This is a genomic window from Roseovarius sp. MMSF_3350 (assembly GCF_030733425.1).
In the GTDB taxonomy this organism is placed as follows: Bacteria; Pseudomonadota; Alphaproteobacteria; order Rhodobacterales; family Rhodobacteraceae; genus Roseovarius.
In genome coordinates this window covers 1-20,173 of sequence record NZ_JASHIZ010000008.1, presented here as the reverse complement: position 1 = coordinate 20,173, position 20,173 = coordinate 1, and the positions used below count along the sequence as shown (strand labels likewise).

The following is a 20,173-nucleotide window of genomic DNA, read 5'->3' as shown; positions in this document are numbered from 1 at the left end:
CTGGGTCCCTGCTTGATGTAGCGGGTTGCGCTCAGAGCCGCCGTTCGGGCAAGGCCGCTTGAGCCTCGGCTGTGCGGGACATTGCTGCCGTTATGGTCTGACGCTGAGGAGGCGCATCGACGGGCCGTGGTGCGCCGACCCGGCGATGGTGACGGGCAATTCATGCCGGCCAAGCACATTCAACCTCAGAGCGTGGCACGTCACCTGCCAAATCGCTGCGCCGCGGGAGACGGCCCGGCGATGCCCGGCGGGCTTCGCGCTTGGTCCGCGCGGGCGCTTCGCGAGTGTGGTAAAAAGGGTTCGCACCATATATTCGCTGCGATAAAAATGAATGGCCGATATGCAGGTTCTGCTGCTGTTCACGACACAGGCGAGCGTCAGCCCCTGGGGTGGCGATCCGACGGCAATTCTGAAGCACTTTATGCCTGCCAAATACATCCTCGGAATGATCGGTGCGCCCAGCCTCAGCCAAATCGCCAGCCCAAGGGTGGGGCTGACGATGGCCGGGCCGCTTCGCGGCTGTTAACCGGCTGCGGGTTCGATGCCAGTGTTTCACATGCGCTCGCACCAGGCTTTCTCCGCAAGGTGCATGAAGGTCGCAAATGCGGGACGAAGTGGATGTAATTTCCCGAGCAGACGCGCATCGACGGGCCGTGGCGCGGTGAACCGAAGAGGGTGATGGGCATTTATGCCTGCCAAGCACTTCCAACCCGAGAGCGTAGCACTTCATCTGCCAAATCTCCGTGCCGTCGCACCAAAGGTGCGCCAACTATAGTCGGCACGCCTCTGGCGTGACGGGACGGCCCGGCGATGCCCGGCGGGCTTCGCCCTTGTTCCGCGCGGGCGCTTTGTGACTAAGGCAAATATGGGCTCACTCAGGACCTCCGCTACCACACGTACAATTGGCGGGTATCGGCCTACGGTGGACATGCACTTGTGACCGCACAACCACACTCGCGGGACCGAGCGATTGCCATCAGATGGCAGGGCTTTAAGGTGGCCGGTGATTTCAACGACTCATCGGACGGACACATGCCCTTTGCCGCAGCAAGAAACCTCGTTCTCCTGGCGTGCAGCCTTCTTCTCGCGGCCTGCGCGGGAACGATGCCTTCGGACCTACCCGGCGGGTCGACATACCCCGAGTATAGCGAGATGCAGGAAGGCCACCTCACCATCGACGCCATCGACCCGCAATACCTGCGCGAGCCGAACCGCCGGACATCTGTGGAATACAACGGGCAGGAAGCCCCCGGCACCATCGTCGTCGATCCCTACGCCAAGTTCCTCTACTACGTCCAGGACAGCCAGAACGCCATCCGCTACCCCGTCGCCGTCGGCCGTGAAGGGCGCGGCTTCAGCGGGCGCGCCACGATCGGGCGCAAGGCGGAATGGCCGGGCTGGACGCCCACGGCCAACATGATCCGCTCCGACCCCGAGGCCTACGCGCCATTCGCCAAGGGCATCCCGGGCGGCAAGGCCAGCCCGCTGGGCGCCCGCGCGCTTTACCTCTACCGGGGCGGCCGCGACACCTATTACCGCATCCACGGCACGAACGACCCGGCCACGATCGGCAACCAGGGCAGCGCCGGATGCATCCGTCTCTTCAACCAGGACATCATCGACCTTCACGCGCGCGTCTCGGTCGGCGCTCCGGTCGTTGTCCGCAGCTACGAACAATCTGTCGCTGCGGAAGGTGTCGAGACGGCCAACCGGGGCGGCGAAATGGTGCCGAAACCTGTCGATCCGGAAAGCGTCTATGCCTATGTCGCCGAAGAGGCGCGGCGCAAGGCCGAGTATGAAGGCAGCGAATGAGGCGCCGGGGCGTTCTCGCTGCGCAAGGATGGGCGAGCGGCTGACGGGCGACCTGTCGCATCGCACGGATCTAACGTGATCCCGCCGATCTTTGCGGAGCATGGCCTGACAGCCGGGCCTGCGTCCCATGGCGGTCCGGCCACGCTCCCAACCACCACACGCTCTTTCTTTTTGTTCTGCACTGGCATAGGCTTTGCTGCAGTGCACGCATTCCGGGGAGGACACACGTGGCCGAAGATGAAAAACCGCTCCTTATCAAACGGTATGCCAGCCGCCGGCTGTATAACACCGAGACATCGGATTACGTGACGCTCGAGGATATTTCCGAGTTCATACGCGGGGGTCGCGAGGTGCAGATCATCGACCTCAAATCGGGCGACGACCTCACCCGGCAATACCTGCTCCAGATCATTGCCGAACACGAAAGCCGTGGCGAGAACGTGCTGCCGATCAACGTCCTCACCGATCTCGTGCGCAGCTACACCACCCAGGCAACCTCGATGGTGCCGGATTTTCTGGCCGCCAGCTTCGAGATGCTGCAACAGGGTCAGTCCCAGATGATGGAAAACATGGCCAAGGCGAACCCGCTGGCCAAATCCTTCAACCAGATGCCCGGGATGGACACGATCCGCGCCCAGCAGGAGGCGTTCCTCAAGGCCATGACCGGCGGCGGCGTTCCCGGCATGACCGGCAAGGCGCCCGAAGAGGGTGCGCCCGCCAAGGGCGACACCGGCGACGAAGGTCTCGACGACATCAAGAAGCAACTGGCCGACCTGCAGGACAAGCTGTCCAAGCTCAGCAAGTAGGGGCGCCCGCATGGTCGACAGCCCCGGCCGCATCACCCTGTGGGGGATCGAGGTGTTCATGGCCGCGGCCGACGAACGCTCGATCTCCGCCGCCGCCAAGCGCTTGGGTGCCAGCCCCTCGGCGGTCAGCCAGCAACTCACCAACCTCGAGGGCGCGGTCGGTGCGACCTTGCTGCAGCGCAACGCGCGCCCCATCCGCCTGACCCCCGCAGGCGAGATCCTGAAACGCCGCGCCCAGGTCATCCTGAACGAGGCCGCACAGGCCCGCGCGGAACTCGCAATGTCCGACATGTCGATGCTGACCCGATTCCGTCTCGGCATGATCGAGGATTTCGAGGCCGACGTGACGCCGCAGCTTCTGACCCACGTGGCTGCCGAGCTCAAGACCAGCCAGTTCCTGCTGGAAACCGGCGCCAGCCATTACCTCTACGATCTTCTGGAAAGCCGCACGCTCGACATGATCGTGGCCGCCGAGCTCAACGCAGGCGACGACTGGGCCGAGGTCCATCCCCTGCTGCGCGAGGGCTTCGTCGTGGCCGCCCCCAGGGCCCGGATCAAGCCGGATGGCGACGTGCTGCGCCAACTCAAGCGCCTGCCGCTCATTCAGTACACACAGCGCCACTACATGGGCCGGCTGCTCTCGGCCCATCTCGCCCGGCAGAAACTCAGCCTGCCACACCGCTTCGAACTCGACAGCTATCACGCCATCCTGGCGCTGGTGGGGCAGGGGACCGGCTGGACCATCCTGCCGCCGCTCGCACTGATGCGCGCCCGCCGCTTTGCCGACCAGATCGATGTGATGCCGCTCCCGTTCGAGCCGCTGACCCGCACGATCAGCCTGACCGCGCGCAAGCACATCCTGCAGGACCTGCCGGCCCAGCTGGCCGAAACCCTGCGCCCGATCCTGCGTGACACGATCGTCAACCCGGCGCTGGCCGAGTATCCGTTTCTGCGCGATCAGCTCGACCTGCTCTAGCGCGGTCGCGCAAACTCTTCATGTGCCGTAGGCCCGTTCCGGCTCCACCGGCCCCGCCGCCGCCTCTGCCGCCGCGATCAATGCCTCGGCCACGAAGTCGAGATCAGCCCGGCTCAGCCGCGCGGGCAGCCGCACGTCACAGGCCCGCATCAGCATCGCCCGCGTCCGCGGCAGGGCCGGGGTCGGCCCCGGCAGGAACTGCCAGTTCCAGAAGGCCCGCGCATTGTCCGCGGACATGCCGAACACCTGCACCTTCACCCCGCGCTCGGCGGCGGCGGCGGCAAAGGCCCGCACCTCCGCATCGCTCATGTCCACAAGGTTGAACTGGATCGAATCCGGCGCCCGCTCCTCGGGCTCCAGCTTGTCGGGCACCTGCATCCAGGGCGAGGTGTTCAGCCGCCCGGCCACGTAATCGTGGTTGGCACGCCCGTCGCGCACCCGCCGCGCCACCTCTGGCAGTTGCGGGCGGATGATCGCCGCGCTCAGGTTGCCCATGCGCAGGTTGTAGAGCGGCAGCCGGTTCTGCCAGTCGGCAAAGGCGGCCGCCAGCATCGGGTCGTCGCCCGCCATATGCTTGGCCCAGTTATGCTCATAGGCCCCCGACATGATCACCGCCCGAGCCACCAGGTCGGCATCGTCGGTCACCAGGATCCCGCCTTCGCCCGCGTTCACCAGCTTGTAGGACTGGAAACTGAAGCAGCCCACGCGGCCTATCGTGCCGATCTTGCGCCCGCCCCAGACGGTTCCCAGGCTGTGGGCGGCGTCCTCGATCACCGGGATGCCGCGCACGTCGCACAGCCCCATGATCGCATCCATGTCCGAGGTATGGCCCCGCATGTGGCTGACGATCACCGCGTCGATGCCCGAGTCGAGCTTGGCCTCGAAATCGGCCATGTCGATCCGGTAGTTTTCACCCACCTCGCACAGCACCGGAACGCAATCGGCATGGATGACCGACGACGGCACCGCGGCAAAGGTGAACCCCGGGATCAGCACCCGCGCATCCCGCGGCAGGCCCAGTGCCTTCAGCGACAAAAACAGCGCGGCTGAACAGGAAGACACCGCCAGCGCATAGCGCGTCCCCATCAGCGCGGCGAATTCCCGCTCCAGCAGGCTGACCGGCGCATCCTCGGGCGCGGTATAGCGGAACAGGTCGCCCGATTGCAGCATCCGGTCAATCTCGGCCCGGGCCGCCTCGGGGATGGGTTCGGCGTCATAGACATTCGGTGCAAGGGTCATGTTCGGATTTCCTGTATATCGTTTTTCGATTTTCCGAAAGTATTACACCAAAACCGTCCCACCCCAAAGCAAAGATTTGGTAACGGCGCCGCTCCGCCTCTCTTCCTCTGGCGACAAATATCCCAGGGGGGCGTCGAAACCCGTTTCGACGCGGGGGACTGGTCCCCCTCCGCCGCGCGGACCGGTTCACCGCGTCTCGGCCAGGGCCCAATCGCGAAACGCCGCCACCTTCGGGTCGTCCCACCTCTCCCGTGTCGCGATCAGGCAGACGCCGCCCATGGGCGAGGTGCAGACCATCTCCGGGAACAGCTTCACCAGCAGGCCCGACTCCAGCTCGTCGCGGTTCAGCGCAAGGTCCGCCATCACCACGCCCGCGCCCAGTGTCGCCGCCTTTGCCGCCATGTCGAGATTGGGAAAATCGCTGCCGCTGTCGGGGTCCACGCCGCGCACCTCGAAGGCCTCCAGCCATGCGCGCCAATCGGCATGGCGCGGCGTTTCGTGCAGCAGCAGGAAATCCGCCAGGTCTTCCGGCCGCTCCGGCCGTCCCTTTGCCGCCAGCAGCGCCGGCGCGCAGGCCGGGGTCACCTCCACCGGGAACAACGTCTCGACCCTCAGGTGATCGGGCCGGTCCGGCCAGTTCGTGACCGAAAAGCCCACGTCATACTGGTGCGCGTCAAAGCCATAGGGACCCACGAAATCCGTGGTCAGCCGCACACCGATTTCTGGGTGCAGGGCGCGGAATCTCTCAAGCCGTGGCAGCAGCCAGCGGATCGAGGTGGCGGGTGGGCAGATGATCCGCAAATCCGCCGCCTCCGTCCCGATCCGCGAGGTCTCGACCAGGATCTCGCCGAACGCCCGGGTCAGCACGGGCTGCAACCGCCGCCCGGCCTCGGTCAATTCGACGCCCTTGCCGTGGCGGCGAAACAGCAGCGTGCCAAGATGCTCTTCCAGCAGCTTGATCTGCCGGCTGATCGCCCCGCGCGTGACGTGCAACTCGTCGGCCGCCCCGACAAAGCCACCGTGGCGGGCAGCGGCCTCGAAGGCGCGCAAGGCATTCAGCGGGGGCAGTCTCATGATCCCTCCCGAGGTGAGGTTTTCTCACCAATGATGCCAGAAAGAATGGTTTGAGGGCAAGCCGCGTCGCGCTCTATCCTCACTAGGCAACCCGATCACCCGAGGCCTTTCCATGTTTGATCTCGCCCTGTCAAAACCGTCACGCCCATCGCTCGCGCAGCGTCTGCGCCTTTGGATGCGGACCGTGAGAAATCCTGATCCGACCGAAGGGATGATGCTGGCCGATCTCGAACGCCTCGCCGATATCTCGCCGCACCTTCTGGCGGACCTCGGCTTTGAGGACATCCGCACTGGCCCGTCCGGATTCACGTCCTGGCGGCGCGGACGCCTGAGGGTCGTCCGCCACACCGGCGCGGATGCCTGCCATGCCTTTCGCGTGCCTCGCGGCTGACCCGCCTCAGATCCCCATCCGGTCCCGCGTCGCGTACCACGTCATCGCCAGCACCAGAAGCGGCGAACGAAACGCCGTGCCCCCCGGAAAGGTCGGCGCCGGCACCCGCGCCAGAGTGTCAAAGCCCAGCGTGTCGCCCCGCACCGCGTCGGCCATCAGCTTGCCCGAGAACGTGGCCATGCCCACACCGTGCCCGGAATACCCCGAAGCCGACAGGACATTCGGCGCCACCCGCGCCAGGTACGGCATCCGCTTCATCGTGATCGCCAGCGTCCCGCCCCAGGCGTGATCGATTCTCACGTCCCGCAGATGCGGGAAAATCTGCGTCATCGGTTTGCGCACCAGCGCCGCGATATCGTCCGGGAAGCGATAGCCATAGCTCTCGCCGCCTCCGAACAGCAGCCGCCCGTCATGGCTCAGGCGAAAGTAATTCACCACGAACTTCGAATCCGCCACCGCCACGTCCCGCGTCAGCACCTTGTCGGCATCGTCCCCCAGAGGCTCGGTCGCCACCACGAAATTGTTGATCGGCATCACCTTTGCGGCGACCTTGCGGTCGAGCCCGCCCAGATACCCGTTGCACCCAAGGATCACGTGATCCGCAGTCACCCGGCCCGCATCCGTGGCCACCACCGCCGGCGATCCCTCGTCGATGCGGTGCACCTCGGCCCGCTCGAAGATCCGCACGCCCGCGTCCCGCGCCGCCCGCGCCAGTCCGAATGCAAAGGCCAGCGGGTGCAGATGCGCCGCCGACATGTCCAGCGACCCGCCCACGTATTTCGGCGAGGGGCAGAGCGCCTGCGCCGCGTCCCGGTCCAGTCTCTCGATCTGGTCATGGCCATAACGGCGGAAGAGAAAATCGGCATACTCATGCTCTTCGCGCACCTCCGCCCTGGAAAAGCACATATGCGCCACGCCGGGCTTCAGGTGGCAGTCGATCCCGTGCTTCGCCACCAGCCCTTTCACCAGCGCCTTGGAGCCTTCCGCCAGTTCCCACAGCTTGGCCGCATCGGCGCGGCCCACCATCTTTTCCAGCGTCCGCTGATCCTGCCGCTGCCCCGAGCCCAGCTGCCCACCATTGCGCCCCGACGCGCCAAAGCCGACGCGATGCGCCTCCAGCAGCACCACGTCCAGCCCCGCCTCGGCCAGATGCAGCGCCGCCGACAGCCCGGTGAACCCGCCACCCACCACGCAGACATCGGCTTTCTCCTCGCCTCTCAAAGGCGCGAAAGGCTCCAGCTGCGGGGTCGTGGCGGCGTACCAGCTGTCGGGGTACTGCCCCGGCTTGTCGTTGGAATAAAGCAGGTTCATCAGTTTCCGATCCTGTAATGGCTCAGCGAATAGGTGGGCGCATCGAGCGTTTCCACCCGGATGCCGTCGACCGTCGCGACATCCAACTCGATCTTGAAACAGTCAGGGCAGGGGCGGCCTAGGTGCGTCTCGGCCATCTCCGCCAGCCGGTCCGCCACAAAGGGCGGCTCGGGCGGCGCAAACTCAGGCATCGCGGCAAACGCGTCCTCGGCCTGCAGCGCCTCGACCATCCGCTCGGTCAGATCGACCGTCAGCGACGGCTCGATCACCATGATCCCGCCCACCCCGCGCAGCTCTCCGTTCGTGTCGCGCAAATACCCGTCGATCCCTTCGCCCACGACCGGCCAGCCCCGCGGCGACGGATACTGCCGCCCGATCCGCATCGGGTTCAGCCGATAGGCATCGGTCTCGGGAAACGCATGGGTGAACCCGGCGATGAACCGCGCCTCAAGCGCCGCCTCGTCAAATGGCTCTACGGGCTGGTGCCCGCTGTCATCGGTCTCAACCAGGATCGCGGGCAGGCTCAGCCGCACTCGCTTGGGAAACACGATCGTCCCCGGCGCCGGCAGGCTCGGCGACTCGATCATCACCACGTCCGCATCCTGCATCAGCTTGAACATCTGCGCCCGCGCCGTGTCGTGGTGGCCGAAGCTCTCGGTCACCAGTTCCACCGGCTCCGACGCCTCGACCAGCCCCGCCATGTCCCGCTCGTGCGGCGGATCGAAGGCCTCGTCACCGGAACAAAAGGCCCGGTAACAGCGGTACGTCTCGACCGCCTGCTTGTTTTGCAGCACCGTCACGAAGGCACCGTCGGGCGGCATGCCCGGCGGGCTCAGGAACACGACCGACAGCAACGTCCGCTTCAACTGCGCACCGGGATTGTCGGTGTAATAGGCCCGCCCCTGCGCCGCCTTCAGCGCGGCGGCGTCCCGCACCACGCGCAGCCCGTCGCCGGTCACCTGTTCATGCAGCATGAGCGCATAGCCACCTTCGTCCAGCGGCAGCCCCTCCAGAAAGTCATGCCGCTCGATCCCGGATGTGTCCTGGGCCGCCGGTGCCGGTGCCGGGGCAGGGTCGTCGCGCAACGCCCAAAGCCCTGCCGCCAACAGGGTCATCGCACCAACGGCAAGGACCGGGACCTTAGACATTCATCAGCAGATGCTCGCGCTCCCACGGGGAAATCACCTGCAGGAACTCGGCATATTCCGTGCGCTTGACGATGGAATAGACCCGCGCGAATTCGGGGTGCAGCACGTCGTGCAGCTCTTCCGCCTCGTCGAACAGGTCCAGCGCCGCGCCCAGCCCGTCTGGGAAATCCGGCTCGCCCTCATAGGCGTCGCCGCGGTATTGCGGCTTGGCCCGCAGCTCGTTCTTGATCCCCAACAGACCGCAGGCCAGGCTGACCGCGATGCCCAGATAGGGGTTGCAATCCATCCCCGCGATCCGGTTCTCCACCCGCCGCGCCTCGGGCTTGGACAGCGGCACACGGATGCCCGTGGTGCGGTTGTCGCGCCCCCATTCCAGGTTGATGGGTGCGGCATTGTCCTTCACATACCGCCGATACGAATTGACGTAGGGCGCCATCACCGCAATCGCCGCCGGCATGTATTCCTGCAAGCCGCCGATGAAGTGATAGAACATGTCCGTCTCGCCGCCCTGGGGGCCGGAAAAGGCGTTCTTGCCCGTCTCCATGTCGATGATCGAGTGGTGAATATGCATCGCACTGCCCGGCTCGGCGGCGATCGGCTTGGCCATGAAGGTGGCGAAACAATCGTGCCGCAGCGCCGCCTCGCGAATGAGCCGCTTGAAGTAGAACACCTCGTCGGCCAGTTTCACAGGGCTGCCATGCCGCAGGTTGATCTCCAGCTGGCCCGCGCCGCCTTCCTGCGTGATCCCGTCGATCTCGAAGCCCTGCGCCTCGGCGAAATCGTAGATATCGTCGATCACGGGGCCGAACTCGTCCACCGCCGTCATGCTGTAGGCCTGCCGCGCGGCGGCCGGACGTCCCGAGCGGCCCACCATCGGCTCGATCTCCTGCCGCGGGTCCAGGTTGCGGGCGATCAGGAAGAACTCCATCTCCGGCGCCACGACCGGCTTCAGCCCCAGTTTTTCATATTGCTTCACCACCCGTTTCAGCACGTTGCGCGGGGCGAAATGGATGGGGTCGTGGTCCCGATCATAGGCGTCGTGGATCACCTGCAGCGTCCAGTCCCCGGTCCAGGGCGCGGCGGTGGCCGTGCTCAGGTCGGGCGTCAGGATCATGTCGCGCTCGATGAACCCTTCGGCTCCCGCAGCCTCGCCCCAGTCTCCGGTTATCGTCTGGTAGAAGATCGAATCGGGCAGGTGGAAATACTCCTGCCGCGCGAACTTGGTCGCCGGCACCGCCTTGCCCCGCGCGATGCCGGGCAGGTCGGCGACGATGCATTCCACCTCGTCCAGCCGGCGGTTTTCCAGATAGGCCTGTGCCGCCTCGGGCAGTCCGCTTGTCCAGTCCTCGGCCATGTCAGGCCCCCTTTCTGAAATGCGCCGCCATGCGCGCGGCAAAGGCGGCGGCGTCCGTGGGCGTCTCGGCACTGGCGGTCGCCTGGGCCAGCTGATCGTCCGGCACCACGCCCGCGCCGCGCTGGTCGATGATGGTCTGCAACACATGCGCGGTGAATTCTGGATGCGGCTGGATCGTCAGGATCGTGTCCCCGATCATCAGAGCCGCGTTCTCGCAGAAGTCCGAATGCCCGATCACCTCCGCGCCCTCGGGCAGCTCGACAACCTGGTCCTGGTGCCAGGCATGCAGGGCCATCGGCTTGCCCTCGATCTCGTATTCGGTGCGCCCCACCGACCAGCCGCCGGGAAATTTCACCACCTTGCCGCCCAGGGCCTGCGCGATGATCTGATGGCCAAAGCACACCCCGATCAGCGGCTTGCCCGCATCGCGGATATCCCGGATGAACGCCTCCAACGGCTTGATCCACGGGTGATCCTCGTAAGCACCGTGTTTGGAGCCGGTAATCAACCAGCCATCGGCGTCGTCGGGGCTCTTGGGATAAACCTCGTCCACCACGTCATACCGCTCGAAGGTAAAGCCGTCCCGCCCCAGCAGGTCGGCGAACATCGCGTCGTAGTCTCCCGTGCTCTCGATCAGGTCGGGCAGGGCGTGGCCGGTCATCAGGATGCCGATTTTCATGTCACACCAGAAATTTGATCAAATTTACGCTAGCCGAGCCAAACGGCCCGTTCAAGGTCGTTCTAGGCCATTTCCGGCGCCCACGCCACGGGCTCCGCGGGTCCGGCACGTTAACGATTTCGATTTGAGAAAATGACCGACGCGATACCACCCGGATACCGACGAAATACCGACGCGGGATTGTGGCATTAACATTTGAGTCGCTCAGACCGTCTCCAGATAGATTTTCCAGTGCTCCGCCGCGTCCAACTCTGCGAAAAGCGCCAGTTCCTGCCGCTTGGTCATCACCAGGTTCTCGATCAGCATCGGCGTGAAAACGCGCGCCAATATGGGCGCCTGCTCGAACAGGTCGATGGCACTCTCCCAATCTTCGCAAAGCTGCAAGAGGTTGAGATCATAGGCATTTCCGGTGATCGGCTCGGGCGGCTCCAGCCCGTCCTCGATGCCCGTCAGGGCCGCACCCATCACGCCCGCAAAGGTCAGGTAGGGGTTCGTATCGCCGCCCGCCACGCGGTGCTCGATCCGCCGCGCCTTGGGGCTGCCGCCGGGCACCCGAATGGCCGCCGTGCGGTTCTCATAGGCCCAGGCCACCCCCGTCGGCGCATGGGCCCCCGGCACCAACCTGTCATAGCTGTTGGCATGTGGCGCAAACAGCAGCGTGCTTTCCCGCATCGCCGCGATGCACCCCGCGACCGCTTGTTTCAAAAGGGATGTTCCCTCGTCCCCGCCATTGTCAAAGACGTTCTTTCCATCCTCGTCCCAGACCGAGAAATGCAGGTGCATCCCGTTGCCCGCATCGTCGGCAAAGGGCTTGGCCATGAAGGTCGCGGCAAAGCCGTGGTTGCGCGCCAGGTTGCGAATGAGCCGCTTGAACAGCCACGTATCGTCAGCCGCGCGCATCGCATCCTGGTGGTTCAGCGTGATCTCGAACTGCCCCACACCGCTTTCGCTGGTCATGGTCTGCGCCGGGATGCCCATGGCGGCACAGGCGTCGTAAAGCTCTGACAGGAAGGGGTCAAAGAGGTCCAGCTGCGCCATCGACAGGATCTCTTCCGACCCGATTTCACGGCCCGTTAGGGGGTTCTTAACCGGGCTGAGCGTATCGTCACTGTCATCGACCAGGGTGAATTCCAGCTCGGTCGCGGCCACCACGCGCCATCCCCGCTTGGCATAGCGCGCCAGTACGGCGTCCAGGGCATGGCGCGGGTCGCCCTCAAAGGGGCGGCCATCCTCGTGATACATCGCCATCGGCACCAGCGGCTGCTCGGTTTCCAGCCAGGGCAGGGGCAGGGCGCCGCGCCCGGTGGGCAACAGGATGCCATCGGCGTCGCCGGTTTCGAACACCAGCGGGCTGTCCTCGATGTCGGCCCCGAAGATATCGAGGTTCAGCGCCGAGATCGGCATCCGCACCGCGCCTTTCTCCAGCTTGCTGGCATAGTCGCCGGGCACGCGCTTGCCGCGCATGCGCCCGTTAAGGTCGCACGCCGCCACGCGAAAGGTCTGGTAGGTCGAAAGGTCCATGAAGCGTTTCTTTATCCAAGAATAAAGCGGGGGGCCAGATACATTCGACCGCCCGCCTTTTTCTTGCTAGAAATACTCAATTCCAAGGGTTTACCCGGAAACTGACGCCCGATGGATGCTGTCGATCGACGCCGCGATCGTGTCATTGAACTCCGCGTCAGATTGCTGGGCCGACAGCCCTTCGGTCAGCGCGCGAGAGAAACTTGCGATCATGCCGGTGTTCTTCGCCAGCCGGTCATTGGCCTCCTCCCGGCTGTAGCCGCCCGACAGCGCCACGACCCGCAGCACCCGGGGATGATCCACCAGCGCCTTGTAGTGGTTCGGTGTCTCGGGCAGCGTCAGCTTCAACATCACCTCGCGCCCCTCGGGCAGGGTGTCGAGCTGTCTTGCAATCTCGTCGCGCAGGATCGTTTCAGCCTCCGCCTTGTCATCGATTGAAATCGTGACCTCCGGCTCGATGATCGGCACCAGCCCGTGATCGAGGATGATGTTGCCGATCTCGAATTGCTGGTCCACCACGGCGGCAATGCCCGAGCGGGAGGCCGCGTTGATCACCGACCGCATCTTGGTGCCGAAGATGCCCGCGTCATTGGCCCGGCCCAACAGGCTTTCAAGATCCGGGATCGGCTTCATCAGTTGAACGCCGTCCGCCTCGTCCGCCAAGCCCTTGTCAACCTTCAAGAATGGCACCACGCCACGCTCTTCCCACATGTATTGCGCCGAGGGCTTCCCGCCCATCTCGCGGTCCATGGTCATCTCGAAAAGGATCGCGCCCAGCACCTTGTCGCCGGTAAAGGCCGGCGCCTGTGCGATGCGGGTCCGCATGTCGTGGACAAGGTCGAACATTTCTTCGTCCGAGCTGTAGGCGTCTTCCTCGACGCCATAAAGCCGCAGCGCCTTGGGGGTCGAGCCGCCCGACTGGTCCAGCGCCGCGATAAACCCTTGTCCCGCGCGCATCTGCTCCGTTTGTTCCGCCTTCGACATGCCAACCCTCTTGCCGGTAGATAAGATTTTCCCGTTTCATACGTGAGGGCCGCTCGCCGCGCAATGCTCGGTGACGCCAAGGCGGCGGGGCTGCGCGAACATCGCGCGCCCACCGCCGCAAGCTTGTGCAACCGTCAGTCCGCCGCCGAATACCGGTCCGCGAGGTCGCTCTCGATCCAATCGGTCAGCGCCCGGGTCTGCACCTCGGTCCTCAGCGCCTGCCACGTCGCACCCACATCCAACCCGCGGTTCGCAAAGCGGTTCTCGATATCCTCGCGCAAGGGGCGGGCGCCGATATCGCCCGCCGCTTCGGCAAGCAGGGCGAAATAGTAGGCCTGTCGGTAAGAACGCGGCGCGCCAAGCCCGGTGAAATAAGCCAGTGCCTGCGAGCGCACGGCACGGATGTCATTCCCTGCCGGCAGGGCCGGCGCGCTCGGCTGCATCTCGATATGCGCGTCCTGTGCCGCCAGGACCTGCGTCGTGGTCAGCCGTTCTTCCAGCCGGTCGAGCATGGCAATTGCCCCCGGCTGCCGCCCCGCCGCGGCGGTCAGCGTGTTCTGGTAGGCTGCGGCGGGATCGGTCGCCGCCTGCGCCTGAGCGGTCAGAAGCGCCGCCTCGGGCGCCTCGGCGCCACCTTCGACCAGCAGGGGAGCCAGGATATCCGGCACCAGCGCCTCGGTGCGCGGCACGCCGTCGCCCTGTAACAGCGCCTTTGCGATGTCGAGACGTTCCGTCGCGCTGACATCGCCTTCATCAAGCCGCCCCAACGTGTCGGCGCCCATCAAGTTCGCCCGGGCGATGGACGCGGTTCGGGCATCGGGCGCCAGCGCTTGCAAGAGCTCTTCGGGTCTCTCGTAAATCTCGGGTTCCAGCACGATGCCGCTGGCGGGAAGCTGCGCCTCGATGGTGATCTCGCCGGGGTCGCGCACGAAATCCGCGACATGGTTCATCAGGTCGTCGATAAACCGCCGTTCGGTCGCGGTCAGGGCGCGGGTCCCGTTGTTGCTGAGCATGTTGGTCAGCTCTTCGGTTCCAAGACTCTGGATCACCTCGGGCTGGCGCAGGTTCTCGGGGATGAGCGACGACAGCCGCTCCCAGCCGCCCTGGTCCTGCAGGCCCACGACAGCGCGGCGCACGCGGACCGCCGGATCGCCCGGCAGGCCGAACTGGTCCAGCCGCGGCAGGACCGCCCCTGCCGCCGCGAGATCGAGGATCGCAAGCTCATTGACCGCGGCCGAGCCGTTGACCCGAATCTCGCCGGTGCTGTGCACGTATTCGGCCTCGTAGGTCAGGCGGTCCACCTCGATCGCGTTGTACCCGGCCGAACGCAGGCCAAGCCCCACATCGCGCGGCACACAGGCGATGGCGGCATTCGCCCCGACCATCGTGCTTGAAATCGTCGCCACGCCGAACGCCGCCGCCGGCTGGCCCAGATCGACGCTGATGCGCTGCACCGTGATCTCGCACTGACGGGCGCGGTCATGCGGCAGTTGCGGGCGCAGGGTCACGCCGGTCAGGGCCACGGTGCCGCGCAGGATATCGGTCTGCAGATGCTCGTACTCGACCTCCATCTGCGTGCGCAGCGCCGAAATGGCCACACTGGCGAGACTTTCGGCGATCCTGTCGACGGTAATCAGGTCAAGCAGGCCCGGCTTCGGGTCGCCTTCGGCGCTGCACGGCGTGGCAAGGCCGAAGCAAAGTACGGCGGCGATGGCAGATGTGAAACGGCGCATGATGGGCTCCCCCGGTGAAATCGTGCTGCGGGCAGGCTAGGCCCGCATCAACAGATACCACAGTCCGGGAATCCATACCTTTTAAAAGCGGTCACGGCGCCTGTGTGGGGCGAGGAAGAAGTCAACCACCCAAAGCCGCCACACCAGGCAGGGTCTTGCCTTCCATCCACTCAAGGAACGCGCCACCGGCGGTGGAAATATAGGTGAAATCCTCGGCCGCGCCCGCTTGGTTGAGGGCCGCCACAGTGTCGCCGCCGCCTGCGACCGATGTCAGCTTTCCGTCGCGGCTGCGCTGGGCGGCATGGGCGGCTGCGGTGTTGGTGGCCGCATCGAAGGGCTCGATCTCGAACGCGCCCAGGGGGCCATTCCAGATCAGTGTCCGCGCGGTATCGAAAGCGGCGGTGATCCGGGCGACGGCCTGTGGCCCGGCATCCAGGATCATCGCATCCTCAGGGCAGGCGTGGGCGGGCACGGTCCGGTGCGCGGCACCGGCGCGGAACTCCTCGGCGACCACCACGTCGGCAGGCAGCAGGATTTCGCAGCCCGCGCCGCCGGCCTTGACCATGATCTGGCGTGCGGTGCCGGCCATATCGTGCTCGCACAGTGACTTGCCGACGCTCAGGCCCTGTGCGGCAAGGAATGTGTTCGCCATCCCGCCGCCGATCACCAGCTTGTCCACCTTCTCGACAAGGTTTCCCAGAAGGTCCAGCTTGGTCGAGACCTTGGCCCCGCCCACGACCGCCACCAACGGGCGCTCGGGTCGTCCAAGAGCGGCTTCCAGCGCCGACAGCTCCGCCTGCATCAACCGACCGGCACAGGCGGGCAGGTGGCGGGCCAGCGCCTCGGTCGAGGCATGGGCGCGGTGCGCGGCAGAGAAGGCATCGTTGCAATAAACGTCGCCAAGGCCCGCAAGGCGCGCGGCGAAATCGGGGTCGTTCGCCTCTTCGCCCGGGTGAAAACGGATGTTTTCAAGCAGCAGGACCTCGGCCGACTTGGCCTCTGCGGTGGGGTTCTCGGCCCCCTCCAGCGTTTCGATGAACTGTACGCTGTGGCCTGTGGCTTCTTGCAGGGCGGGGACCACCTGGCGCAGCGACATCTCGTCCACGACCTTGCCCTTGGGCCGTCCGAAATGCGCCAGCAGCAAGGGCTTGCCGCCCGCGGCAAGGATCGCGTCAATGGTGGGCTTGATCCGCTCCAGCCGCGTGGCATCGGTGACACGTCCGTTCTCGACGGGCACGTTGATGTCGACCCGCGTCAGCACCGTCTTGCCGTCCAGGTCCATGTCATCAAGCGTCTTCCAGCCCATCACGATCCCTCCCACGGATGCCAGTCGCGGGCCTTTTGGCGCGACCTTGCAGGGGCGTCAAGCTCTGGCTTGGCAATCCCGGCCCAAGCGCCTAGGTATTGCCCAGCCCAAGTCAAAAAGGAGGCCCCGGATGGCCGAGATCAAAGACCCCGAGAACACGATCCTGATGGAGCTGAAGGACGGCACCGTGACGATCGAGCTGCTGCCCGACGTGGCCCCGGGCCATTGCGAACGCATGAAGGAACTGGCGCGGTCTGGTCAGTACGACAACGTGGCCTTCCACCGGGTGATCGACGGCTTCATGGCCCAGACCGGCGACGTGGCCAACGGCAACATGGAAAACGATTTCAACCTTCGCATGGCGGGTACGGGGGGCAGCGATCTGCCCAATCTCAAGGCAGAGTTCTCGGGCGTACCGCACGACCGCGGCACGCTGGGCGCCGCGCGCAGCCAGAACCCGGACAGTGCCAACAGCCAGTTCTTCATCAACTTCTCTGACAACCATTTCCTCAACCGGCAATACACGGTCTATGGCCGGGTCATCGACGGCATGGAGCATGTCGACTCCATCACCCGCGGCGAGCCACCCGCGAGCCCCGATCGGATGATCAGCGTAAAGGTGGCCGCCGATGCTTAAGCTTTCTGCACTCTTCACCATTCTGGCCGCTCCGGCGCTGGCCACCGGCCTTGAAATCGAGGTCGCGGGCGAGGCCAACGGAACGATCAAGGTCGACCTGCTGGAGGACGTGGCGCCCGGTCATGTCGAACAGATCACCGAACTGGCCCGCGAAGGCGCCTATGACAACGTGGTTTTCCACCGCGTGATCGATGGCTTCATGGCCCAGACAGGCGACGTCGAGTTCGGCAAGATGGGCGGCGACATGTCCATGGCCGGCCGCGGCGGCAGCGATCGCCCGGACCTGGCCGCCGAGTTCTCGGACATCACCTTTGACCGGGGTGTTGTGGGCATGGCACGCAGCCAGAGCCCGGACAGCGCCAACAGCCAATTCTTCATCATGTTCGCGCCGGGCCCGTTCCTTGACGGGGAATACACCGTCGTGGGACGCGTGACCGAAGGGCTGGACGTGCTGGACGACATCAAGCGCGGTGAAGGCCCCAACGGTGCCGTTATCGGCGAGCCGGACCGCATGGTGTCTGTCACGGTCACGGAGTAAGGCGCGTGACGGCCACGGGGTACGAGCCGTTGAACGTGCTCAAACCCGTGGCCGACCGCATCTGGATCATCGACGGTGCGCCGGTGACGGTGATGGGCTTTCCCTTTCCCACCCGGGCCACGGTGATCCAACTGGAGAATGACGACCTGTGGGTGCATTCTCCGACCCCGGTCACTGACGATTTGCAGGAGGCGCTGGCGGTGCTGGGGCCGGTGCGGCACCTGATTGCACCCAACCAGTTTCATTTTCTGCACATTCCCGAATGGGCTGAGGCCTATCCCGATGCGGCTTTCTGGTCTGCACCCGGTACGCATGAACGTGCAGCAAAGCTTGGGATCTGTTTGCCAAAAGGGCAGGAACTAATGCCCCGCGCGGCAGAGGCCCCTTGGAATGGACAGATCGACCAGCTCCTGGTGCGCGGCAGCCGGACGCACAAGGAGATGATTTTCCACCATAAGGCCTCTACCACGACGATCCTGACCGACTTGATCGAAGCCTTCGAGACCGACAAGCTGCCCGCGCGCTGCCGGCCATTCGTTTGGCTGAACGGCATCGACGACAGCGATGGCAAGACACCGCCCCTGATCCGCTGGACATTTCGTGACAAGGAGGCCTTTGCCGAGGATATCGAGACCATCGTCGGCTGGGGCGCGCGGCGCGTGATCATCGCACACGGGCGCTGGTACGAACGCAATGGCACGGCTGAGTTGGAGCGGGCCTTTCGCAAGTTGCTCGGTCCGCGCCAGTGGGACCGGGCGATGCGGGACATGAAGGCGCGCGAGCGGAAGGACGACCCTCGCTAGGGTGCTCTTAGGGCGGGCGCGCAGCTCAGGCAGGCTTTTTCGTGCGTGCTGCCGGTCTCAGCGAATTAAGGTCGGGCGAAAACGCATCCTGGCGCGCCGTTCCTGTGGCAGGTGACGGTTCAGCCGCCGGTTCACCAGCCCGAAGATCGAGATCACCACCAGTGTCAGCAGGATGAAATACCCCGCCAGGATCGGGTAGGGCACGAAAGGGTTGAAGGTCTTGTCCGCAAAGTAGTTCGCGTAATAAAGCGCGTCGCCCCGCTGTTGCCACGCCGGAAAGGCCGAGAAGAAGACCAGCGTGGTGGCGTGAAACAGGAAGATCGCCTCGTTGGTGTAGGCGGGCCAGGCCAGTCGCAGCATGGTGGGCCAAATGATCCGCCGGAACCGGGTGAACCCCGAGAACCCGTAGGCATCGGCCGCCTCGACCTCGCCCTTTGGGATAGAGCGCAGCGCGCCATAGAAGATCTCGCCGGAATAGGCGGCCGTGTTGAGGAAAAGCACGATCAACGCGCCCAGCCAGGCGGCGGTGAACGGGTCGAAGGCCGGGTAGACGGATTTGAGGTTCAGGAAGGCCGCGTAAGCAAAGAAGAATTGTATGAAGAGCGGCGAGCCCCGGAAAATGTAGATGAACCAGGCCGAGGGCTTTTGCAGCAGGCGGTTGGGCGAGGCCTTGCCCACGGCCACCACCGTGGCGAGGCCAAAGCCGAGGATGATCGCCAGAACGCCGAAATAGATGTTCCAGATCATGCCGGAGCCGATCAGCGTGACCTGCTGGCAGAGGGTAAAGTCCTCGCGCGGCAGCAGGCGTTCTCCCAGCCCGATGGAGCGCAGCCCGTAATCCTGGATGGTCTGCCAGCAACTCATCACGCCGCCGCCTTTCGCAGGGCTTCGCCGCCCGTGGTGGCCTGACCGTGCGACAGCTTGATCATCAGCCGGTCGAGCACGATCTCGGACACCCGCGTCAGGCCAAGGTAGAAGACCAGCAGCGCCAGGAAATACCACATGCGCCAGTCGCCATGCGGGTAATCGGTGAACTTCGGCAGGGCCGTCCCGGCCAGTTCCCGCGCCCAATAGACGATATCCTCGACGCCCAGCAGGAACAGCAGCGGCGTCGCCTTGGTCAGCACCATCCACACGTTACTGAGGCCGGGCAGGGCGTAGATCCACATCTGCGGGACGAGAATGCGCCAGAAGCTCTGGCGCGGTGTCATGCCGTAGGCTTCGGCAGTTTCCATCTGTGCGCGGGGCACGGCGCGCATGGCGCCGTAAAGCACGTTGCCGGCAAAGGCGCCGAAGACGATGGAAAAAGTAAGAACGGCGAGGAAAAAGCCGTAGATCTCGTGCACCCACTGATCGGCCTCGCCCAGGGGCAGTTTGGCCGCTTGGCAGACGATGAAGTCATTACCTTGCCGGATCGGTGCGTCCCAGTCCGGGCACCTGACCTTGTGCCGGACCCATTCGAAGCCCTGGTCGAGCGCGATGATGAAAAAGAGAAAAAACGCCGTGTCGGGCACGCCGCGCACCAGGTTGATATAGCCATGCGCCACCCAAGCGAGCGGGCGGAATTTCGACCGCGCGGCCGAGGCGGCGGCAAAGCCGAACGCCAGAGCGGTCGGCGCCGTGATTGCCAGCAACACCAGCACCAGTCCGACGGCGAAATAGAGATTGGCGTGCTTGGCCGTGGTCAGGTAGCAGGCCAGCCACTGAACATCGCCCAGCACGGAAGGGTCGGTGCAGAACTCAAACATGGCAACGTCCCGAGGCCCCGCTCATGGGCATCGGCCATCGCGTGACGCCGGGTGCGACTTTGCAAGTGGTATCGGCCATGTGTCCCCGTCAGGCCAGAAGCGCGCGCCCCGGA

Annotated in this window: 20 protein-coding genes; 8 read left to right on the top strand and 12 right to left on the bottom strand. The window is 65.1% G+C overall.

Annotated features, from left to right (window positions below; translation table 11 throughout):
* Positions 1 to 331 precede the first annotated feature (331 nt).
* From RBB31_RS09185 to RBB31_RS09170, 4 genes are all read left to right on the top strand, one after another.
* Positions 332 to 526: a hypothetical protein gene (locus RBB31_RS09185; RefSeq protein ID WP_306128992.1), complete on the top strand. Its 195-nt coding sequence runs from the start codon at positions 332 to 334 to the stop codon at positions 524 to 526.
* A 578-nt stretch (positions 527 to 1,104) separates the two neighbouring features.
* Positions 1,105 to 1,812 carry a L,D-transpeptidase gene (locus RBB31_RS09180; protein ID WP_306128991.1) on the top strand — a complete coding sequence of 236 codons (708 nt, stop codon included), beginning with the start codon at positions 1,105 to 1,107 and terminating at the stop codon, positions 1,810 to 1,812.
* Positions 1,813 to 2,039: 227 nt separating this feature from the next.
* Entirely contained in the window at positions 2,040 to 2,618 is a 579-nt protein-coding gene (gene phaR, locus RBB31_RS09175) for a polyhydroxyalkanoate synthesis repressor PhaR (protein ID WP_306128990.1), read from the top strand.
* 10 nt (positions 2,619 to 2,628) lie between these two features.
* Positions 2,629 to 3,594: a LysR family transcriptional regulator gene (locus tag RBB31_RS09170; RefSeq protein WP_306128989.1), complete on the top strand. Its 966-nt coding sequence runs from the start codon at positions 2,629 to 2,631 to the stop codon at positions 3,592 to 3,594.
* 18 nt (positions 3,595 to 3,612) lie between these two features.
* On the opposite strand, the gene RBB31_RS09165 is transcribed toward RBB31_RS09170, so the two are convergent.
* Both RBB31_RS09165 and RBB31_RS09160 read right to left on the bottom strand, forming a co-directional pair.
* Positions 3,613 to 4,833 carry a DegT/DnrJ/EryC1/StrS aminotransferase family protein gene (locus tag RBB31_RS09165; protein ID WP_306128988.1) on the bottom strand — a complete coding sequence of 407 codons (1,221 nt, stop codon included), beginning with the start codon at positions 4,831 to 4,833 and terminating at the stop codon, positions 3,613 to 3,615.
* Between the two features lie 186 nt (positions 4,834 to 5,019).
* Positions 5,020 to 5,907, bottom strand: coding sequence for a LysR substrate-binding domain-containing protein (locus RBB31_RS09160; RefSeq protein WP_306128987.1), 888 nt, complete (start codon positions 5,905 to 5,907; stop codon positions 5,020 to 5,022).
* Positions 5,908 to 6,091: 184 nt separating this feature from the next.
* On the opposite strand from RBB31_RS09160, the gene RBB31_RS09155 reads away from it, so the two are divergent.
* Positions 6,092 to 6,298, top strand: a complete 207-nt coding sequence (locus RBB31_RS09155; protein ID WP_306128986.1) for a hypothetical protein — start codon at positions 6,092 to 6,094, stop codon at positions 6,296 to 6,298.
* 6 nt (positions 6,299 to 6,304) lie between these two features.
* Here RBB31_RS09155 and RBB31_RS09150 read toward each other — a convergent pair whose 3' ends face one another.
* The 8 genes from RBB31_RS09150 to pgk form a co-directional block, all read right to left on the bottom strand.
* Entirely contained in the window at positions 6,305 to 7,609 is a 1,305-nt protein-coding gene (locus tag RBB31_RS09150; RefSeq protein WP_306128985.1) for an FAD-binding oxidoreductase, read from the bottom strand.
* The gene (locus RBB31_RS09145; protein ID WP_306128984.1) at positions 7,609 to 8,757 is read right to left on the bottom strand and encodes a hypothetical protein; all 1,149 of its coding nucleotides are present in this window, start codon (positions 8,755 to 8,757) and stop codon (positions 7,609 to 7,611) included. The genes RBB31_RS09150 and RBB31_RS09145 overlap by 1 nt, the downstream gene beginning before the upstream one ends.
* Positions 8,750 to 10,111, bottom strand: coding sequence for a glutamine synthetase family protein (locus tag RBB31_RS09140; RefSeq protein WP_306128983.1), 1,362 nt, complete (start codon positions 10,109 to 10,111; stop codon positions 8,750 to 8,752). Before RBB31_RS09140 ends, RBB31_RS09145 begins: the two co-directional genes overlap by 8 nt.
* Before the next feature lies 1 nt (position 10,112).
* Positions 10,113 to 10,790 carry a type 1 glutamine amidotransferase gene (locus RBB31_RS09135; protein WP_306128982.1) on the bottom strand — a complete coding sequence of 226 codons (678 nt, stop codon included), beginning with the start codon at positions 10,788 to 10,790 and terminating at the stop codon, positions 10,113 to 10,115.
* Between the two features lie 204 nt (positions 10,791 to 10,994).
* Positions 10,995 to 12,311: a glutamine synthetase family protein gene (locus RBB31_RS09130; protein WP_306128981.1), complete on the bottom strand. Its 1,317-nt coding sequence runs from the start codon at positions 12,309 to 12,311 to the stop codon at positions 10,995 to 10,997.
* A gap of 90 nt (positions 12,312 to 12,401) precedes the next feature.
* Positions 12,402 to 13,295: a fructose bisphosphate aldolase gene (locus RBB31_RS09125; RefSeq protein ID WP_306128980.1), complete on the bottom strand. Its 894-nt coding sequence runs from the start codon at positions 13,293 to 13,295 to the stop codon at positions 12,402 to 12,404.
* A 134-nt stretch (positions 13,296 to 13,429) separates the two neighbouring features.
* Positions 13,430 to 15,028, bottom strand: coding sequence for a hypothetical protein (locus tag RBB31_RS09120; RefSeq protein WP_306128979.1), 1,599 nt, complete (start codon positions 15,026 to 15,028; stop codon positions 13,430 to 13,432).
* Between the two features lie 121 nt (positions 15,029 to 15,149).
* Positions 15,150 to 16,334 carry a phosphoglycerate kinase gene (pgk, locus tag RBB31_RS09115; RefSeq protein ID WP_306128978.1) on the bottom strand — a complete coding sequence of 395 codons (1,185 nt, stop codon included), beginning with the start codon at positions 16,332 to 16,334 and terminating at the stop codon, positions 15,150 to 15,152.
* A 130-nt stretch (positions 16,335 to 16,464) separates the two neighbouring features.
* Here pgk and RBB31_RS09110 point away from each other — a divergent pair, with 130 nt between their 5' ends.
* From RBB31_RS09110 to RBB31_RS09100, 3 genes are read left to right on the top strand one after another with little or no spacing between them, the layout of a single operon-like run.
* Positions 16,465 to 16,971: a peptidylprolyl isomerase gene (locus tag RBB31_RS09110; RefSeq protein WP_306128977.1), complete on the top strand. Its 507-nt coding sequence runs from the start codon at positions 16,465 to 16,467 to the stop codon at positions 16,969 to 16,971.
* Positions 16,964 to 17,509, top strand: coding sequence for a peptidylprolyl isomerase (locus RBB31_RS09105; protein WP_306128976.1), 546 nt, complete (start codon positions 16,964 to 16,966; stop codon positions 17,507 to 17,509). Before RBB31_RS09110 ends, RBB31_RS09105 begins: the two co-directional genes overlap by 8 nt.
* Positions 17,510 to 17,514: 5 nt before the next feature.
* Complete coding sequence (locus RBB31_RS09100; protein ID WP_306128975.1) at positions 17,515 to 18,312, top strand: DUF4336 domain-containing protein; 798 nt, start codon at positions 17,515 to 17,517, stop codon at positions 18,310 to 18,312.
* 57 nt (positions 18,313 to 18,369) lie between these two features.
* On the opposite strand, the gene RBB31_RS09095 is transcribed toward RBB31_RS09100, so the two are convergent.
* Together RBB31_RS09095 and RBB31_RS09090 are read right to left on the bottom strand one after the other, a co-directional pair.
* The gene (locus RBB31_RS09095; protein WP_306128974.1) at positions 18,370 to 19,176 is read right to left on the bottom strand and encodes an ABC transporter permease; all 807 of its coding nucleotides are present in this window, start codon (positions 19,174 to 19,176) and stop codon (positions 18,370 to 18,372) included.
* Complete coding sequence (locus RBB31_RS09090) at positions 19,176 to 20,060, bottom strand: ABC transporter permease (protein WP_306128973.1); 885 nt, start codon at positions 20,058 to 20,060, stop codon at positions 19,176 to 19,178. The genes RBB31_RS09095 and RBB31_RS09090 overlap by 1 nt, the downstream gene beginning before the upstream one ends.
* Positions 20,061 to 20,173 lie beyond the last annotated feature (113 nt).

What these genes read in the sequence shown, in the direction of transcription:
- RBB31_RS09185 (WP_306128992.1), top strand. Translation starts at nt 332, where the DNA reads ATGGCCGATATGCAGGTTCTGCTGCTGTTCACGACACAGGCGAGCGTC.
- RBB31_RS09180 (WP_306128991.1), top strand. Translation starts at nt 1,105, where the DNA reads ATGCCTTCGGACCTACCCGGCGGGTCGACATACCCCGAGTATAGCGAG.
- RBB31_RS09170 (WP_306128989.1), top strand. Translation starts at nt 2,629, where the DNA reads ATGGTCGACAGCCCCGGCCGCATCACCCTGTGGGGGATCGAGGTGTTC.
- RBB31_RS09165 (WP_306128988.1), bottom strand. Translation starts at nt 4,833, where the DNA reads ATGACCCTTGCACCGAATGTCTATGACGCCGAACCCATCCCCGAGGCG.
- RBB31_RS09160 (WP_306128987.1), bottom strand. Translation starts at nt 5,907, where the DNA reads ATGAGACTGCCCCCGCTGAATGCCTTGCGCGCCTTCGAGGCCGCTGCC.
- RBB31_RS09150 (WP_306128985.1), bottom strand. Translation starts at nt 7,609, where the DNA reads ATGAACCTGCTTTATTCCAACGACAAGCCGGGGCAGTACCCCGACAGC.
- RBB31_RS09145 (WP_306128984.1), bottom strand. Translation starts at nt 8,757, where the DNA reads ATGTCTAAGGTCCCGGTCCTTGCCGTTGGTGCGATGACCCTGTTGGCG.
- RBB31_RS09140 (WP_306128983.1), bottom strand. Translation starts at nt 10,111, where the DNA reads ATGGCCGAGGACTGGACAAGCGGACTGCCCGAGGCGGCACAGGCCTAT.
- RBB31_RS09135 (WP_306128982.1), bottom strand. Translation starts at nt 10,790, where the DNA reads ATGAAAATCGGCATCCTGATGACCGGCCACGCCCTGCCCGACCTGATC.
- RBB31_RS09130 (WP_306128981.1), bottom strand. Translation starts at nt 12,311, where the DNA reads ATGGACCTTTCGACCTACCAGACCTTTCGCGTGGCGGCGTGCGACCTT.
- RBB31_RS09125 (WP_306128980.1), bottom strand. Translation starts at nt 13,295, where the DNA reads ATGTCGAAGGCGGAACAAACGGAGCAGATGCGCGCGGGACAAGGGTTT.
- RBB31_RS09120 (WP_306128979.1), bottom strand. Translation starts at nt 15,028, where the DNA reads ATGCGCCGTTTCACATCTGCCATCGCCGCCGTACTTTGCTTCGGCCTT.
- pgk (WP_306128978.1), bottom strand. Translation starts at nt 16,334, where the DNA reads ATGGGCTGGAAGACGCTTGATGACATGGACCTGGACGGCAAGACGGTG.
- RBB31_RS09110 (WP_306128977.1), top strand. Translation starts at nt 16,465, where the DNA reads ATGGCCGAGATCAAAGACCCCGAGAACACGATCCTGATGGAGCTGAAG.
- RBB31_RS09105 (WP_306128976.1), top strand. Translation starts at nt 16,964, where the DNA reads ATGCTTAAGCTTTCTGCACTCTTCACCATTCTGGCCGCTCCGGCGCTG.
- RBB31_RS09095 (WP_306128974.1), bottom strand. Translation starts at nt 19,176, where the DNA reads ATGAGTTGCTGGCAGACCATCCAGGATTACGGGCTGCGCTCCATCGGG.
- RBB31_RS09090 (WP_306128973.1), bottom strand. Translation starts at nt 20,060, where the DNA reads ATGTTTGAGTTCTGCACCGACCCTTCCGTGCTGGGCGATGTTCAGTGG.